Below are 15,306 nucleotides of genomic sequence, written 5' to 3' on the forward strand. Positions count from 1 at the left end.
GGTCAGCTTTTCTGCCTTTCGGCAGGCCTGTTCAGCAGGGGAAAATCCATAAATATCATATTGGTTGAAGAATACAGAATGCAGGACGAGCATCAGGTTAACGAAGAAGATAAACTGCGACAGGCTCTTGCCCGTCTCGGTGCTGGAGCGTCCTCCCGTACTCCCAAATCACGACCGGTTCCCCCAACCGCTGAACGCCGTCGCCGCTTCGTGCGTGACGGACAGGTCGTGGTCGAACATCAGGGCGGTCGTGGGATCGCGGCACGCAATGCCGGACAGGATGATCAGGAAGAACTTGAGCGCCTGCGTCAGTCGGTCAAGCGTGAACAGCGTCGCTGGGAAGAAGCCGAGCGGAGCCTGACGGATGTCCGGGCCCAGCTCAAGGCGTTCGAGACACGCGAAGCTCATGCGAAAATCCAGATCAGCGAACTGAACCGCGAACTACGCGAGAATCAGGACACGATCCAGACACTCAAGGCGTCGCTTCATCAGGCGCGCGAGCAGGCCGCCGAAGCGGCACGCCGCACCCCGCGCCCGGTTGGGCGCCCCCGCAAGGAGGCCGCTCCGCAAGTCGTGGAGATGCCACAAGCCGAGGGTGCCGAGCAGGAACCTGTGCAGTGGTGGGTCAAGGCCTGATCTGACGTTTTTCTAAAAGCAGGCTTTTACTCTGAATGTCTGACCTGACGTCCGAACCAGAGTAAAACACCACAGAACACCGCCCAGCCCAGCCCGGCATTCAGCAGGGCCGGGACGGGAAGCGCCAGTGTCTCGGAACTTCCCGTGGCGCCCGCCATTGCGGCAAGGGCCACGCCGACCAGGCTTTCTCCGACAATGAAGCCTGAAGCGATCATTGTTCCCTGGTCCTTGGGGAAACGACGTAACAGCCAGCCAAGCCCCGCACCGATCCCGATGGTGACCGAGACATCCGCCGGAAGGTAGATGCCCATCCCCACGGCCAAAGGCGGGAGCGCAAGGTTCCGGCGATGTAGCGCGATATCCAGAATGACCAGACAGACGCCAAGCGCTGCTCCGATTTCCAGCATCAGCCAGTCAAGCTGATGCGTCAGGATGCCGGTTGCAATGGCGGCCATCAGGGCGGGCTGTGGTGCGGCAAGTGCGCGCGTCGGGTCCATGCCCGTGCGTGGCATGGCGCCCACGAAGCCGTAGGCCTGATACAGCACCTGAAGCACCCAAGGGATGACGATCGCGCCAACGGCACAGCCGATCAGCAGGGCAACTTCCTGTTTCCAGGGCGCTGCGCCGACAAGCTGACCGGTCTTGAGGTCCTGAAGGTTATCGTTGGAGACGGCGGCCGAGGCGGTGATGGCGGAGAGGACGAACAATCCGAACGCAATGGCGATCGGGCGTTGTTCCACCGTCAGGACGCCACTGCTTTCCAGCCCCCAGAGGGCAACCGAAATGGCAATGATGGCGATGATCCCGACGCCGGATATCGGTGACGACGACGACCCGATGATACCGGCCATGTAGCCGCACGCACTGGCGACCAGAAAGCCCAGCCCGAAACAGGCGATCAGTCCCAGAACGACCAGTGTTCCCAGAGCGCCACCATGCGGCATGACGGGCCACAGGAAATAGCTGAACAGCCCTGCCAGCAGCACTGCCAGCCCTGCACACAGGGCAATCAGTGTGCGAGGTGCCAGATCGCGATCGCTGTCATCGCCGTTTGCCAGATGGGTGACGGAAAGCGCTTCTTTCAGTCCCTGTGCGACTGGACGGGCAAGCGCGAGCAGTGTCCAGACTGCTGCAATCGCAATGGTCCCGGCGCCGATGAAACGGACCTTGTGCAGCCAGAGACCCGATGCTTCGGTTAGCGGTGTGGCTGACGGCGAAAGATGTCCCAGAACCGGAACCATGATGCCCCAGGCCAGAAACACCCCGAGCAGCATCGCAATACCGCCCCCGATGCCGACCAGATAGCCGGTGCCCAGAAGGGCCAGAGAAAAGCTTCCGTTCAGACGGAATGCCGATGATCCGACGACGGTGGCCGCCGAAAACCCGTCCGACAGGAGGCGCAGTCCCGATGTGGCAAACGCCACGACACCCGAGACGACTGTACCGAGGGTGAGGGATTTCAGGCTTCGCGCATCGCCTTCCGGAGAAGAAGCGCGCAGGATTTCCGCACAGGCCGTGCCTTCGGGGTAGGGCAGATCGGAATTGCTCACGAGCGCCCGGCGTAGCGGGATGGTGAAAACAACCCCCGTCATGCCGCCTGCCATCGTCAGCAGCAGTGTGATGGCATAGGGAAATTCATGCCAGTATCCGACCATGATGAGAGCCGGCAGGGCCGCAAACACGCAGGATAGAGTACCGGCAGCAGAAGCCTGCGTCTGGACCATATTGTTTTCCAGCATTGTCCCGCCGCCCATGAGGCGCAGGATGGCCATCGAGATGATGGTGGCTGGAATGGATGATCCGAAAGTCAGACCGATCTTCAGGCCCAGATAGACGTTTGCTGCCGTAAAGACGACCGTGATGAGGGCTCCGAGAATAATCCCGCGGAGGGTCAGTTCGCGATTGTCCATGTGTTTCTGTTCCGAAATGATGTCAGGCACAGGGCAGCCCGCTGTGCCTGCATGCCGGGGCTAAGGCCTCAGCCCCGACATATTTTTCCTGACGTAATTTTACTGTGTGTGGCTGTGGAAAGCGACCGGGGCCAGATGCTCGCGATTATAGCCCAGTTCGCCGTGTGTCAGCTGATACCCGATCTCGAGCGTATAAGGATTTTCCTGCGCCATGTTGTCGGTGGCGGGAAGGTCAATCAGGCGAAGGTCCGTGCGGACAGACTGTGTGCTGACATTGGGCGGGAAGCGGAAGGTGTCCGTGAAGACTTTCTTGTCCACAATCTTGCCGTCCCGCATGATGACGATGAAATATGGCACGTCGATCATACCGCTGGTCGCCGCCGGGCCCCGGGTCAGGTTCATGGCAAGGCTCAGGCGTGTGCGCACCGTCTGGTGGCCGTGCGGTCCTTCTGGGCCCCGCTCGCAGTCTCCGGACAGGGAGGTGATCTGCGCATGGCTGACGAGGCTTCCGATATCCGCGCTCTTGCCGTCATAGACGAACTGGTCCGCTGCAGATCCCGGGATATCGAGGGCCGGACAGGCAGGTGCGAAGAAACTCTGGTTGGATTCGTCGCAGCCGGCCAGACTCGAAAGGGCCAGGAGGGCGAAAGCCGGAGCAAACAGGGGCGAGGCGAAGCGCCGGATGGCTGGCATCAGCTGAAGAAACTCCTACAAAGAGGCTCGGCAAAGAGGCCCGGACGTTGCGACGAGCGGCAATCCGGTCGATACTGGTCCTACATATCGAACTCCGCCCGCTTGGGGAACACCATGTCAGAACAGACGACTTTCGCTCCTGCCCGCACCGATGGTGTGGACGCTCCTCCAACCCTCCGCGTTTTGCTCGCCGGTCCGCGGGGATTCTGTGCCGGTGTGGACCGCGCCATCCGTGTTGTGGAAGAGGCCCTTCGCCGTTATGGCGCTCCGGTCTATGTCCGTCACGAGATCGTCCATAACCGGACGGTCGTTGAAGGACTTGAAGCCAAGGGTGCCATTTTCGTCGAGGAACTGGACGAGGTCCCCGAAGACGGACATGTCGTTTTCTCGGCGCATGGCGTTCCCAAGGCCGTTCCAGCAGAAGCCCAGCGCCGTAACCTGCTTTATCTGGATGCGACGTGCCCGCTGGTCTCGAAGGTGCATCGTGAGGCCGAACGTCACTTCGCGGGCGGTGGCCCGGACCAGCTCCACATCCTCATGATCGGCCATGCGGGCCATCCGGAAGTGGTCGGCACGATGGGACAGCTTCCGCCGGGTGCCGTCACGCTCATCAATGATGCGGAAGAAGCCCGCACGATCCAGCCGGAAGACCCTGCGAAGCTGGCTTTCATCACGCAGACCACATTGTCGGTCGATGATACGGCCGAGATCGTGGACATCCTGCGCTCACGCTTCCCGCTCATCGAGGGGCCGAAGCGTGAAGACATCTGCTATGCGACGACCAACCGTCAGGAAGCGGTGAAGGCGATTGCCCCCGAGAGCGATCTGGTGATCGTGATCGGCTCGCCCAACTCGTCCAACTCGCAGCGCCTGCGGGAAGTGGCCGAGCGGTCTGGCGCGCGTCGTGCGCTTCTGGTGCCGAAGCTTGAGAATCTGGACTGGAGCGTCCTTGAAGGCGTGGAAACGCTGGGCATCAGTGCCGGTGCGTCCGCTCCAGAGAGCCTCGTGCAGGAAATGGTGACGGCTCTGGCCGAAAAATACACGCTCAAGATCGAAGAGCGGATCGTCAAGGAAGAGAACATCAATTTCCGCCTGCCCGGCCCGCTGGCTGGCGAGGAAGACTGATTTCTCATGGCCGTCTATACGGAACTGGCGGCCGAGACGCTTGAGGCGTTTCTTGGCACTTACGCGATCGGCACTCTGGTCTCGTTTCATGGCATCGCCGAAGGTGTCGAAAACAGCAATTTCCTCCTCCGTACGACAGAGGGAGATTTTATTCTCACGCTGTTCGAGCGTCGGGTGAATGCCAGTGAGCTTCCGTGGTTTCTGGGGCTCATGCAGCATCTGGCGGGCAGGGGGCTGAATTGCCCCCTTCCCGTATCGGACCGGAGTGGAACGGCGCTGCGGACTCTCGCAGACCGTCCGGCTGCCATCACGACTTTTCTTCCCGGTGTGTCTGCAACCCAGCTCGATGCAGGGCTGTGTCTGGAACTCGGCAAGGCGCTGGCCCGGCTGCATATTGCTGGCGAAGGATATAGTGCCGTTCGTCCGAATGCGCTGTCTCCGGCGGCATGGGGGCCGCTGCTCGAAAGCTGTGGTGAGAGTGGAGACGCATTATCCCCCGGTCTGACGGCTGAAGTCCGGGGCGCGCTTCAGCGGATCGAAGCGGCATGGCCGCTACCGGATGAGCTGCCGCGCGGGCAGATCCATGCGGATCTGTTTCCGGATAATGTTTTCTTCCAGAACGGGCAGGTTTCGGGTCTGATCGACTTCTATTTCGCCTGTACGGATTTTCTGGCTTACGATCTGGCGATCTGCCTGAATGCCTGGTGCTTCCGTGACGAAAAGACGTTTGCACCGTCATTTGCTGTGGCCATTCTCCAGGGCTATGAGAGCGTTCGTCCGTTGACCGAGGCGGAGAAATCGGCGCTTCCCCTCCTGTGTCAGGGGGCTTCGATCCGCTTTCTTCTGACGCGCCTGTATGACTGGATCAACACCCCCGCCAATGCGCTTGTAACCCGCAAGGACCCGCTGGCCTATCTGGTGCGCCTGCGCCATTTTGCAGGTGTTTCCCATGTCTGAGGCCTCTGCGGAGCGGCCTCAGGTTGAAATCTGGACGGATGGCGGGTGCAAACCCAATCCCGGCCCTGGTGGCTGGGGCGCACTTCTGGTCTGCCGTGGTCAGGAAAAAGAGCTTCTGGGTGGTGATCCGGAGACGACCAACAACCGTATGGAAATGACCGCCGCAGCCGAGGCGCTGGAGGCGCTCAAACGTCCCTGTATCGTGACGCTGCATACGGACAGCGAATATCTGCGGAATGGGATTACCCGTTGGCATACGGGCTGGGTGCGACGGAAATGGCGGAATGCGGCAGGGGACCCTGTCGCCAATATGGATCTGTGGCAGCGTATTCTGGAAGCTGCGAAGCCGCACGAGATTGAATGGCTCTGGGTCAAAGGGCATTCGGGCGACGAAAACAACGAACGCGTGGATCAGCTTGCAACGCGGGGGCGTGAAGAGCTCTGAAAAATGACGGTTTTTCTCAGGTCTTTGAAGAAAAACGAAAAAATCTCCAAAAAAAGTTCATTTAGGGGCTTTACCGACCCCGACCATTTGGCTACATACCACCTCGCCGGTCCCGAATAGCTCAGTTGGTAGAGCAAGCGACTGTTAATCGCTGGGTCGTAGGTTCGAGTCCTACTTCGGGAGCCAGCATTTCCTTTGAAAAGCTGCTTCGACCGCAATAAAAAGCTCCCTTTCGGGAGCTTTTTGCGTTTCAGGCCTTACTGTTCCTCTGGGAAGACGTCTTCCAGGCGATCCAGCGCCCATAGTCGCGGGAAAAGCCGCGCCCAGGCGGCCGCCACCAGAATGGTGCCGACCCCGCCCGCGATCACGGCGGCTTCCGGTCCGATTGCCGTTCCGAGCATTCCGCTCTCAAATTCGCCAAGTTGGTTGCTGGATCCGATGAACAGCGTGTTCACGGCTGAAACACGTCCACGCATTGAATCCGGCGTTGCAAGCTGGATCAGCGAGGAACGGATCACGACACTGATGACATCGGAGGCGCCGAGGATCATCAGTGCGACAATCGAGAGCCAAACCGTGTGGGATGCTCCGAAAACAATCGTCGCCACCCCGAACACGACGACCGACACGAACATCACAAGGCCCGCACGGCCTTTGAGAGGGTAGCGGGACAGACCCCAGGACATCATCAGCGCGCCAATCGCCGGAGCGGCACGCAGCAGGCCTAGCCCGACCGGACCGACATGCAGGATTCCGTCCGCATAAACCGGAAGCATGGCTGTAGCGCCTCCCAGAAGCACGGCGAACAGATCAAGCGTAATAGCGCCCAACAGGTCACGACGTCTGTTGAGAAAGGATAGCCCCGCAAAAACCGAGGCGAATGTGACCGGCTCTTTGGGTGGGATGGTGTGCACCAACTTCAGGGAAAATGTTCCTGAGAAAGCCACCGCGAACCCGATGGTCGAGAGGCCATAACAGACGACCGGCCCGATGCCGTAAAGCAGGCCACCAAGACTAGGGCCGACGATGGATGCGGTCATGAAGAGCGAGGAGAGCAGCGCCTGCGCGCGGGGCAGAAGGGATGGAGGTGCGATGGCAGGCAGAAATGCCTGCTGGCAGGGCATCTCAAAGCTGCGCAGAACGCCATAGAAGGCTGCGAATGCATAGATGCCCCCTGTTGTCAGGACGTGGCATGCGGCGGCAACCGCGAGGGCAGCCGTAGAAAGAATTTCGCAGATCTGACAGATGAGGACGATGGTGCGCCGGTTGAAACGGTCCGCGACGTGCCCCGCGACAAATGTCAGGGGGATCATGGGCAGGAACTGTGCCAGCCCCAGATAGCCCAGAGAGGCAACGTCATGCGTCAGCGCATAGATCTGCCATCCGATGGCGATCGTCATGGTGGTCGCGGAAAGCTGGGAGAAAATTCTTCCGACTATAAGTGCCGGAAGGCCGGGAAGGGTGCGCAGGGCCGGATCGATCATTGCGGCACTTTAGGCACTTCCGGCTCTCAAGTTTATTGCAAAATTGCGAGACGGAAGGCAGAGGAAGATCATGACAGCCAATCAGACTCCCCAAACCGTTCATTATGCGACCGTCACCTGGGATCAGCTCCATCGTGATGCGCGCCTTCTGGCCTCAACCCTCATGCAGAAACATGGGCCTTTCCGTGGAATCGTTGCCATTACCCGTGGCGGCCTGATCCCCGCTGCCATTCTTGGCCGCGAAATGGGCTGCCGCCTGATCGAGAGTGTTTCAGTTATCAGCTATGCGGGCGAAGAAGGCACGCAGCACGAGCCGAAGGTCGTCAAACCGCCTGTTGCCGCAGGGGATGGCGATGGTTTCCTGATTGTGGACGATCTCGTGGATTCGGGTGTTACGGCCCGCATTGTGCGCGAACTGCTTCCAAAGGCAGTCTTTGCCTGCCTCTACGCAAAGCCGGAAGGCAAGCCCTTCACGGACCACTATGTCACCGAAGTCGCGCAGGACACATGGGTCCTGTTTCCGTGGGATACTGCGCCGCTTTTCGTACCGCCGCTTGTACGAAGCGAAGGCGAATAAAAAAACCCTCTTGCCTCGACCGGCCAGACATCCTAGGTTCCGGCCGGTTCGGGGCGTGGCGCAGCCTGGTAGCGCGCTTGTTTTGGGTACAAGAGGCCCCCGGTTCGAGTCCGGGCGCCCCGACCAGTTAATGGCCTCATTGATGCGCCCTTAGCTCAGATGGATAGAGCAACAGCCTTCTAAGCTGTGGGTCGATGGTTCGAATCCATCAGGGCGCACCAGCCATTCCAAAAAAACGGCTGGCGCTCCATTCTCCTTTAAATTCAGTCTGCTGGATTATTATCCTGATAGGCTTTGAGAAGAACCCTCTGCATCTCGGCATCGGGTGCGCCTAAGAAATCCTGTTTCAATGGCCCATTCCGTTTGATGCTCAACAGCCCCCAGGCTGCTGAATGGTCTTTCGCGAAAACAACCTCAAGCTGCTCTGCCGCGCAGTCATGCTGACGGCACATATGTCCCAGAAGATAGGGCTTGCCTCCAATGCTGAGATCGCTGACCGGCACGGATGTCGCATGTGCCGTCATCACCCATGATGGCAGTGTCACCATAGCCTGATAGGCCTGTCGAAACCCCTGCATGTTAGCCAGATCCGCCGTTGTCGGAGGTGTCGCCGCCGAGGCGGCCTGGAATGCTGCACATGCAAGTAGGGCAGGAATCAGTCTGGTTATGTTCATGATCGTGACCTTCAGAAGGCATTCACGCTTTTCAACCGAACGCCCTGTTTTTCAAGTGTTTCCAGAGTAGCTTTTGGATCAGCGGCAATCCCCCGGCAGGCTTCGGGAATAACGTCCGTCTGATAGCCGCAACACACCGCATCCAGCGCCGTGGCCATGACGCAGTAATCCAGCGCCAGCCCGCAGATGACCACATGGTCTATGCCAAGGCCTTTCAGTAACCCGTCGAGCCCCGTTGAAGTTGCACGATCATTGTCGAGAAACCCGGAATAGCTGTCCCGCTCCTGCAGAACACCCTTGCGTATGATGTGCGTTATGGGCCCGGATCTGAGTGTCTTGGGAAAATCAGCCCCATTGCCGCCTGCAACACAGTGAGCCGGCCAGGGGCCACCCTGAGCATCGAAGGAACAGTGATGGAGTGGGTGCCAGTCCTGTGTGGCGATCACAGCCCTGAATGGATGCCTGGCAAGGGCATTGACGGCTTCCAGGATCCTGTCCCCGTCCGGGACGGCCAGTGCGCCGCCCGGCAGGAAGTCATTCTGGATATCGACGAGGATAAGAGCGGAGTGGCTGAGATCGATCATGCGATGATCTAAGCAGCCTGCGTCCGGGAGAGGAAGTCAGTTCAGGCGTGTCACCAGCAACTGGTTGATTCTGAAGCCTTCCACGTCAACCACTTCAAACCGGAAGCCTGAGGATTGCACGCTGTCCGCCTTGCGCGCCATGCGGCGCAGGCGGTTCATGACAAAGCCCCCGACCGTATCGAAGTTCTGGGCATCGTCGAACATGGGGATGTCCAGTTCGCGGATGACATCGCCGATGGGAGCTGCGCCATCGATCAGCCAGGATTTGTCATCGCGGCGGACGATGGCCTGTTCTTCGAACGGGCTCACCAGACCGTCCATCAGGGCGCCCATGATGTCCTTGTAGGTGATGAGACCGACAACGAGGCCGTATTCGTTGACGATCAGTGCAAAGCCTGCCGAATGAGCCTCGAACTGGGCCAGGGTTTCCCACAGGTTCAGTGTGTCAGGCAGCGACAAAACGTCGCGCCGCATGCGGAAGATCTGGCTGGCGATGGGAGCTAAGCCGGTGCTTTTGGGCTGGGGTTCGTCAACCACGGCAACCAGAACGTCTTCCGCGCGGATGGAGCCTATGACCTTGTCGAGGCCGCCGTCGCAGAGCGGGTAGCGCGAATAGGGACGAACCCGCACCTTGTCGCGCTGGCTTTCCGGGCTTTCCTGCACGTCCAGAAAAACGATTTCGTCGCGCGGCGTCATGGCGGACGTGACCGCGCGGTCCTGAAGGCCGAGCACGTTCTGGATCATTTGGTGCTCTTCTTCCAGCAGCACACCGGAGGCTGTTCCGGCCGCAAGAATGGCCCGCAGGTCTTCAGGCGTTACGGGCTCGACGGTTGCGGCGGCCGGGATCTTGAGGAGCTTGAGCAGCCAGTCGGATATCTTCGAGAAGACGAGGACGGCCGGATAGAGAATTTTCAGGGCGACGGCAGGAAACCAGCCAACCTTGAGCGCGATCCGGTCTGGCGCGTTCATGGCGATCCGCTTGGGCAGAAGATCCGCAAACAGGACGAAAAGGCCCGTGATCAGGATAAAGGAACAGGCCGAACCCAGCTTGCTGGCTAACGCCGGGCCTGTTCCCATGGCGAGAAAGCCCGCCGCGATCGGGTCGCTCAGCATGGATTCGCTGATGATACCGCCCAGAACACCCACAGCATTCAGACAGATCTGAAGGACCGTAATGACCTGACCACTGTTGCGCCGCAGCTTGAGAAACGCGACAGCGCGAGGGTCTCCCGCTTCGGCTCGGGAACGAAGACGCACATCGCGGGCCGCGGCAAAGGAGATCTCGGAGAGTGAGATCAGGACGGAGACGCCAATCAGCGCGACCGTGGCGGCGAAGCCCAGCAGGAGGAGAACGATCTGATGCTGGGAAGAAGGGGAGACTGACATGCGGGAGGCGTTATACCCTGGAAAAGTGAAATATTACCAACTTTCTCACGGTTTTGATTTTGCAGTTCTATTACAGTCCTGCGAGTACGCGCCAGCCGCTCTCATCCGTGGTTTCGATCCCGAGTTCGGCGGCTTTCTTCGCTTTTGAACCCGCTTTTTCACCCAGAACAACCAGTGATGTCTTTTTTGAAACGCTGTCTGTCACCTGTGCGCCCAGTCGCTCGGCGATGGCTTTGGCTTCCGGTCGGCTCATGGTCGTCATTGTTCCTGTGAACACGATGACCTTGCCTGAGAGGTGACCCTCCACAGGCGCATCTTCGGGAGTGATCTCCGTCAGTTCCGTTGTCAGATCATCAAGGGTCTCGACATTATGGCTTTCGGCAAAAAAGGCGGACAGTTCATCGGCAATCGCATCGCCCACCCCCATGATCGCGCCAAGAGCGGCCCGCTCTTCAGAGTCCGGCCGGGAAGCCAGCATGGCGTCGCGCCAGTTTTCGAAAGTCTGGTAGTGCCGCGCCAGAAGCTGGGCATTGCGTTCGCCGATGCGCCGGATGCCGAGGCCGAAAATAAGCCGCGTCAGCGGGATTGTCCGCCGCTCGTCAATCGCGCGGAGCAGGTTGTCCACGGATAGTCGCCCCCAGCCGTCGCGCTGAAGCAGGGCCTCTTCATGGGTCCGCAGGCGGAAAATATCGCCCGGTGTCCGGATATAGCCTGCATCATGGAATTCGCGGATGCTGCGTTCGCCAAGGCCGTCAATGTCGAAGGCATTGCGCGAGACCATGTGGATCAGACGTTCCACAACCTGGGCTTCACAGGTCAGGCCGCCCGTGCAGCGGCGGACAGCTTCTCCGTGAACACGCTCGGCGAGGGATCCGCAGACCGGGCAGTGATCGGGATAGACGAACGGTTCTGAGCGCGGGTCCTCGCCTGATACTGGGCCGAGAATCTGCGGAATGACGTCTCCGGCACGCTGGAGACGGACCAGATCACCGACGCGTACGTCCTTACGTGCGATTTCGTCTTCGTTATGCAGTGTTGCGCGCGAGACGATGACGCCGCCGACATTCACAGGCTCCAGATGGGCCACAGGCGTCAGGGCGCCTGTGCGGCCGACTTGGATTTCGATGTCCACAAGGCGGGTGATGGCCTGCTCGGCCGGGAATTTCCAGGCGATGGCCCAGCGCGGTGCGCGGCCGACGAAACCCAGACGCTCCTGCAGACTAATATCGTCCAGTTTGAAGACGATACCGTCGATATCGTAGTCCAGCCCAGAGCGCTCACGGGCCAGCTTGTCGACATAGGCGGGAATGTCGCGGGCATGGGCGATCATCTCGGAGAGTGGATTAACCCTGAAGCCCCAGCTCCGCAGTTTTTCGAGATAGCCCCAGTGCGTCGTGGCAACGGGCGAGGACGTGTAGCCCTGAGCATAAGCAAAGAGCGAGAGCGGTCGGCTGCGCGTGATTTCGGCATCCAGCTGTCGCAAAGACCCTGCGGCCGCGTTACGGGGGTTGGCGAAGGGACGTGCGCCGCGAGCGACCTGCTGTTCATTAAGGGTCAGAAAGCTGTTTTTGGAGAGAAAGACCTCCCCGCGGATTTCGAGACGCTCGGGTGCCGTGCCAGGGAGTTCATGAGGAATATCGTGCAGGGTCAGGAGGTTGGCGGTGACATCCTCGCCTTCAATACCGTCTCCGCGCGTGGTGCCGCGCACGAAACGTCCGTGCTCGTAGGTCAGGCTGATGGAGAGACCGTCGATTTTCGGTTCCGCCACGAACTGGAGGGCCTGAAGCTGCTGTTCGTCCAGACCGAGAAAACGCCCGACTTTTGAAACAAAGCCGTCGAAGCCTTCCGGGTCGAAAACGTTGTCGAGGGACAGCATCGGGACGAGGTGACGGTATTTCCCGAAAGCGGAATCAGGAGCCGATCCGATCCGCTGGCTGAAGCCGTTTTCCGAGCGGAGGTCCGGGTGTGCGTCTTCCAGCGCCAGAAGTTCGCGTCTGGCCGCATCATAGGCGGCGTCAGAGACTTCAGGCTCGTCGCGCCCGTGATAGGCCTCATCCCACCGTGCGAGGTCCGCTTCGAGTTCAGCGTGACGCTCGGCGGCGGAGACTGGGGCAGTGGTCATGAAAGCTGATGTCCAAGAAGGCTGTCGGCAGCCCCACGGGCTGCGTCGGTAATGATGTCGCCTGCGAGCATCCGGGCGATTTCTTCACGCCGGGCGTCATGGGGTAACGGTTCCGCCAAGGTCTCGGTCCGGTCGTTGCGGACACGTTTGGCGATTCGCAGGTGATGATCGCCACGCGCCGCGACCTGCGGGCTATGAGTGACGACGAGAACCTGCACGTCCTGAGCAACCTTGTGCAGCCGGTCGCCAATCGAGGATGCCGTAGCGCCGCCCACGCCGGAATCGACCTCATCGAACACCAGCGTGCCGATGTCGGAGCGTTCCGCCAGAACCACTTTCAATGCCAGCATAAGGCGCGACAGTTCACCCCCTGATGCCACTTTGGCGAGCGGTCCGGGAGACTGTCCGGGGTTGGCTGCGATCAGGAACGAGGCCTGTTCCATGCCCTGACTGTTCCAGTGATCGGGGTCCAGAGGCAGAAGCGAGACGATGAAGCGCGCGCGTTCGAGCTTGACGGGGCGCAGTTCCGTGCTGACTGCTTTTTCGAGCTTTTCGGCAGCCTTCTGGCGAGCGGCAGAGAGGGTGCGCGCGGCGTCTTCGTAAGCCAGACGGGCTTCGGTCAGGGCTGTCTGAAGACGGGCCAGTTCGGCGTTTCCGGAGTTCAGTGCGCTCAGCCGTGTTTTCAGAGCGGCGAGAAAGGCTGGCAGTTCGGCCACGGAAATATTGTGTTTGCGGGCCTCGGCCCGGAGTGCAAACAGCCGCTCTTCCGTTTCTTCCAGAAGACGGGGATCGCCTTCCGTATCTGCGGCGAGGCGGCTCAGCAGCATCTCCGCTTCGGCAAGGGCCTCTTCGGCTTTTCCAAGAGCGTCGAGTGCGTCCTGTGCCTGTGTCTGGTGGCTGTCTGAAAGGGTTTCCGTCTCCGTCGGTGCCGGCAGCAGTCTTGCGAGTGCACGGCTGGCTGCACGCAGGGCAGCGGCCGGAGCGGACGAGCGGCGGTCACGGGGGGTCAGTTCTGACAGGGCGGCGGCAACGGCTTCACCACGGCGTTCATCACGCTGGAGGCTGACGCGCGTGGCGGCGAGCGCGTCTTCCTCACCTTCCTGTGGGGCCAGACGTTCCAGATCGTCCACTGTCTGACGCAGCCATTCTTCCTCCCGGGCTGCGGCTTCCATATCGGTGCGCGCGGCTTTGAGGGCATTGCGGGCTGCAGCCCATTGCCGGAAGGTGCTGGCTGTCTTTTCCCGGAGTGGCGGGGTGATTCCGAAAGCGTCCAGCAGATCGAGATGGGTGCTCTGGTCGGCAAGGCCCATCTGTTCGTGCTGGCCCTGAATCTCCACGAGGTGGGCGCCCACGCGACGCAGCAGACCAACACCGACCGGCTGGTCGCAGACATAGGCGCGGGAGCGGGCATCGGGCGTCACGATGCGTCGCAGGACGATCGGGTCCGACGGATCTTCGCGGACGATGCCGTGCTCGTCGAGCAGGGCAAGAACCGGATGACGGGCGTCTATTTCAAAAATAGCCGATACGCTGGCCTGCGTGGCGCCTGAGCGCACGAGGCCACCGCTGGCACGCTCTCCGAGGGCCAGGCCCAGACTGTCGAGCAGGATGGATTTCCCCGCCCCGGTCTCGCCGGTCAGGACGGTCAGACCGGGGGAAAGGCCGAGATCGAGCTTTTCGATCAGAACGACGTCGCGGATCGAGAGATGGGTCAGCATGACAGCAATGTTGGGAGTGTAGTGCCCTTTTTCAAAGGGCTGGTATCAGAAGACGCTGTGCCACATCCGGGAGAAAAATCCGCGATGGTCAGGCTGGCCCGGACGGACGACCGGTTTTTTGAGGTCGCCATTGAGCAGCTTGTTGTCCCGAAGATCATTATAGGCATAACGATACCACTGGCTGTCGGGATAGTTGTAGCCGAGAACGGCGGCTGTCTGGCGGGCCTGATCCTTGAGCCCGAGAGACAGATAGACTTCCACGAGACGCTCGAGAGCTTCGGCGACGTGGTTGGTTGTCTGATAATCCTGCACGACGCGCTGATAACGTGTCATGGCGGCTTCGTAGTTGCGCTGCTGCTGATACCACCGGCCCACCAGCATTTCCTTGCCTGCCAGATGGTCACGGCACAGGTCGATCTTCAGCTGGGCGTCGCGGGCGTAGGAGGTCTGGGGGAAGCGGGTGATGACTTCTTCCAGCGCGTCCAGTGCTTCAACCGTACCCTGCTGGTCACGTTCGACATTGGCGATCTGTTCGTAATAGCAGAGTGCCCGCAGATAGAAGGCGTAGGCAGCGTCCGGACTGGTCGGGTGCAGCTGGAGGTAACGTTCGAGCTGCTGGACCGAAAGTGCGTATTCGCCCTGAAGGTAATAGGAATATCCCTCCATCAGCTCCGCATTTCCTGTGAAGCCGGAATAGGGATAATTCTGCTGAAGCAGTTCGAATTCGCCGCCAGCCAGTTCGTAATGGCCGGTATGCAGCGCGTCGATTCCGTAATTGTACAGGGTCTCGGCGTCAGCGGTTTTTGGAATCGCGGGTTTTTCGTGCTGATGCGAAAACATGGAGCAGCCGGACAGCAGCAGAAGCCCGCTGACAGCCGCAGCTCTCAGAATGAAACCACCATTCGTGACCGATGCTTCAAAATGACGCTGAGTGCTGCTTGTCATACCTGCTCTTCCCGTGGAAGCCCGTCTTATATCACGGGAATGCGCTGACG

Annotated in this window: 14 protein-coding genes and 3 tRNA genes; 8 read left to right on the forward strand and 9 right to left on the reverse strand. The window is 60.2% G+C overall.

The genetic code is table 11. From position 1 onward, the window contains the following. Positions 1 to 78: 78 nt before the first annotated feature. Positions 79 to 636 (forward strand): hypothetical protein, encoded by a 558-nt coding sequence (locus HK22_RS11760; RefSeq protein WP_086649438.1) that lies wholly within the window; start codon positions 79 to 81, stop codon positions 634 to 636. Between the two features lie 26 nt (positions 637 to 662). Here HK22_RS11760 and HK22_RS11765 read toward each other — a convergent pair whose 3' ends face one another. Both HK22_RS11765 and HK22_RS11770 read right to left on the reverse strand, forming a co-directional pair. Then, on the reverse strand, positions 663 to 2,546 hold the full coding sequence (locus tag HK22_RS11765; protein ID WP_086649439.1) for an OPT family oligopeptide transporter: 1,884 nt from the start codon (positions 2,544 to 2,546) through the stop codon (positions 663 to 665). Positions 2,547 to 2,645: 99 nt separating this feature from the next. Then, positions 2,646 to 3,239, reverse strand: coding sequence for a hypothetical protein (locus tag HK22_RS11770; protein ID WP_062029506.1), 594 nt, complete (start codon positions 3,237 to 3,239; stop codon positions 2,646 to 2,648). 114 nt (positions 3,240 to 3,353) lie between these two features. On the opposite strand from HK22_RS11770, the gene ispH reads away from it, so the two are divergent. The 4 genes from ispH (at position 3,354) to HK22_RS11790 (ending at position 5,952) form a co-directional block, all read left to right on the forward strand. After that, on the forward strand, positions 3,354 to 4,364 hold the full coding sequence (gene ispH, locus HK22_RS11775; RefSeq protein WP_062029505.1) for a 4-hydroxy-3-methylbut-2-enyl diphosphate reductase: 1,011 nt from the start codon (positions 3,354 to 3,356) through the stop codon (positions 4,362 to 4,364). Positions 4,365 to 4,370: 6 nt separating this feature from the next. Further along, positions 4,371 to 5,321, forward strand: coding sequence for a homoserine kinase (locus HK22_RS11780; RefSeq protein WP_086649397.1), 951 nt, complete (start codon positions 4,371 to 4,373; stop codon positions 5,319 to 5,321). After that, entirely contained in the window at positions 5,314 to 5,766 is a 453-nt protein-coding gene (gene rnhA / locus HK22_RS11785; protein WP_086649440.1) for a ribonuclease HI, read from the forward strand. The genes HK22_RS11780 and rnhA overlap by 8 nt, the downstream gene beginning before the upstream one ends. Positions 5,767 to 5,876: 110 nt before the next feature. Further along, positions 5,877 to 5,952, forward strand: a tRNA-Asn gene (locus tag HK22_RS11790). 71 nt (positions 5,953 to 6,023) lie between these two features. Here the strand turns inward: HK22_RS11790 and HK22_RS11795 are convergent. Beyond that, the gene (locus HK22_RS11795; protein WP_086649398.1) at positions 6,024 to 7,250 is read right to left on the reverse strand and encodes an MFS transporter; all 1,227 of its coding nucleotides are present in this window, start codon (positions 7,248 to 7,250) and stop codon (positions 6,024 to 6,026) included. Positions 7,251 to 7,320: 70 nt separating this feature from the next. On the opposite strand from HK22_RS11795, the gene gpt reads away from it, so the two are divergent. From gpt to HK22_RS11810, 3 genes are all read left to right on the forward strand, one after another. Further along, entirely contained in the window at positions 7,321 to 7,827 is a 507-nt protein-coding gene (gene gpt, locus HK22_RS11800; RefSeq protein ID WP_062029496.1) for a xanthine phosphoribosyltransferase, read from the forward strand. Positions 7,828 to 7,876: 49 nt separating this feature from the next. Beyond that, a tRNA-Pro gene (locus HK22_RS11805) sits at positions 7,877 to 7,953 on the forward strand. Between the two features lie 18 nt (positions 7,954 to 7,971). Further along, positions 7,972 to 8,048 (forward strand) — tRNA-Arg (locus HK22_RS11810). Between the two features lie 42 nt (positions 8,049 to 8,090). Here the strand turns inward: HK22_RS11810 and HK22_RS11815 are convergent. The 6 genes from HK22_RS11815 to HK22_RS11840 all read right to left on the reverse strand — a co-directional run bounded on the left by HK22_RS11815 (position 8,091) and on the right by HK22_RS11840 (position 15,256). Next, positions 8,091 to 8,501, reverse strand: coding sequence for an Ivy family c-type lysozyme inhibitor (locus HK22_RS11815; protein ID WP_086649399.1), 411 nt, complete (start codon positions 8,499 to 8,501; stop codon positions 8,091 to 8,093). 11 nt (positions 8,502 to 8,512) lie between these two features. After that, positions 8,513 to 9,085 carry an isochorismatase family protein gene (locus tag HK22_RS11820; protein WP_086649400.1) on the reverse strand — a complete coding sequence of 191 codons (573 nt, stop codon included), beginning with the start codon at positions 9,083 to 9,085 and terminating at the stop codon, positions 8,513 to 8,515. Between the two features lie 36 nt (positions 9,086 to 9,121). Next, positions 9,122 to 10,471 (reverse strand): hemolysin family protein, encoded by a 1,350-nt coding sequence (locus HK22_RS11825; protein WP_062028581.1) that lies wholly within the window; start codon positions 10,469 to 10,471, stop codon positions 9,122 to 9,124. Between the two features lie 70 nt (positions 10,472 to 10,541). Then, a complete protein-coding gene (gene ligA / locus HK22_RS11830) occupies positions 10,542 to 12,593 on the reverse strand; it encodes an NAD-dependent DNA ligase LigA (protein ID WP_086649401.1) in 2,052 nt (683 codons plus the stop codon). Then, on the reverse strand, positions 12,590 to 14,311 hold the full coding sequence (gene recN / locus HK22_RS11835; protein ID WP_086649402.1) for a DNA repair protein RecN: 1,722 nt from the start codon (positions 14,309 to 14,311) through the stop codon (positions 12,590 to 12,592). Before recN ends, ligA begins: the two co-directional genes overlap by 4 nt. Before the next feature lie 45 nt (positions 14,312 to 14,356). Further along, positions 14,357 to 15,256, reverse strand: a complete 900-nt coding sequence (locus tag HK22_RS11840) for an outer membrane protein assembly factor BamD (protein WP_062109700.1) — start codon at positions 15,254 to 15,256, stop codon at positions 14,357 to 14,359. Between the last annotated feature and the right edge of the window lie 50 nt (positions 15,257 to 15,306).

Origin of the sequence: Gluconobacter sp. DsW_056, assembly GCF_002153595.1 — a bacterium.
Lineage (GTDB): Bacteria > Pseudomonadota > Alphaproteobacteria > Acetobacterales > Acetobacteraceae > Gluconobacter > Gluconobacter albidus.

Coding starts and splice junctions, on each gene's coding strand:
- recN (WP_086649402.1), bottom strand. CDS start 14,311: ATGCTGACCCATCTCTCGATCCGCGACGTCGTTCTGATCGAAAAGCTC.
- HK22_RS11795 (WP_086649398.1), bottom strand. CDS start 7,250: ATGATCGATCCGGCCCTGCGCACCCTTCCCGGCCTTCCGGCACTTATA.
- ligA (WP_086649401.1), bottom strand. CDS start 12,593: ATGACCACTGCCCCAGTCTCCGCCGCCGAGCGTCACGCTGAACTCGAA.
- HK22_RS11825 (WP_062028581.1), bottom strand. CDS start 10,471: ATGTCAGTCTCCCCTTCTTCCCAGCATCAGATCGTTCTCCTCCTGCTG.
- ispH (WP_062029505.1), top strand. CDS start 3,354: ATGTCAGAACAGACGACTTTCGCTCCTGCCCGCACCGATGGTGTGGAC.
- HK22_RS11770 (WP_062029506.1), bottom strand. CDS start 3,239: ATGCCAGCCATCCGGCGCTTCGCCTCGCCCCTGTTTGCTCCGGCTTTC.
- HK22_RS11815 (WP_086649399.1), bottom strand. CDS start 8,501: ATGAACATAACCAGACTGATTCCTGCCCTACTTGCATGTGCAGCATTC.
- HK22_RS11780 (WP_086649397.1), top strand. CDS start 4,371: ATGGCCGTCTATACGGAACTGGCGGCCGAGACGCTTGAGGCGTTTCTT.
- HK22_RS11760 (WP_086649438.1), top strand. CDS start 79: ATGCAGGACGAGCATCAGGTTAACGAAGAAGATAAACTGCGACAGGCT.
- HK22_RS11820 (WP_086649400.1), bottom strand. CDS start 9,085: ATGATCGATCTCAGCCACTCCGCTCTTATCCTCGTCGATATCCAGAAT.
- gpt (WP_062029496.1), top strand. CDS start 7,321: ATGACAGCCAATCAGACTCCCCAAACCGTTCATTATGCGACCGTCACC.
- HK22_RS11840 (WP_062109700.1), bottom strand. CDS start 15,256: ATGACAAGCAGCACTCAGCGTCATTTTGAAGCATCGGTCACGAATGGT.
- HK22_RS11765 (WP_086649439.1), bottom strand. CDS start 2,546: ATGGACAATCGCGAACTGACCCTCCGCGGGATTATTCTCGGAGCCCTC.
- rnhA (WP_086649440.1), top strand. CDS start 5,314: ATGTCTGAGGCCTCTGCGGAGCGGCCTCAGGTTGAAATCTGGACGGAT.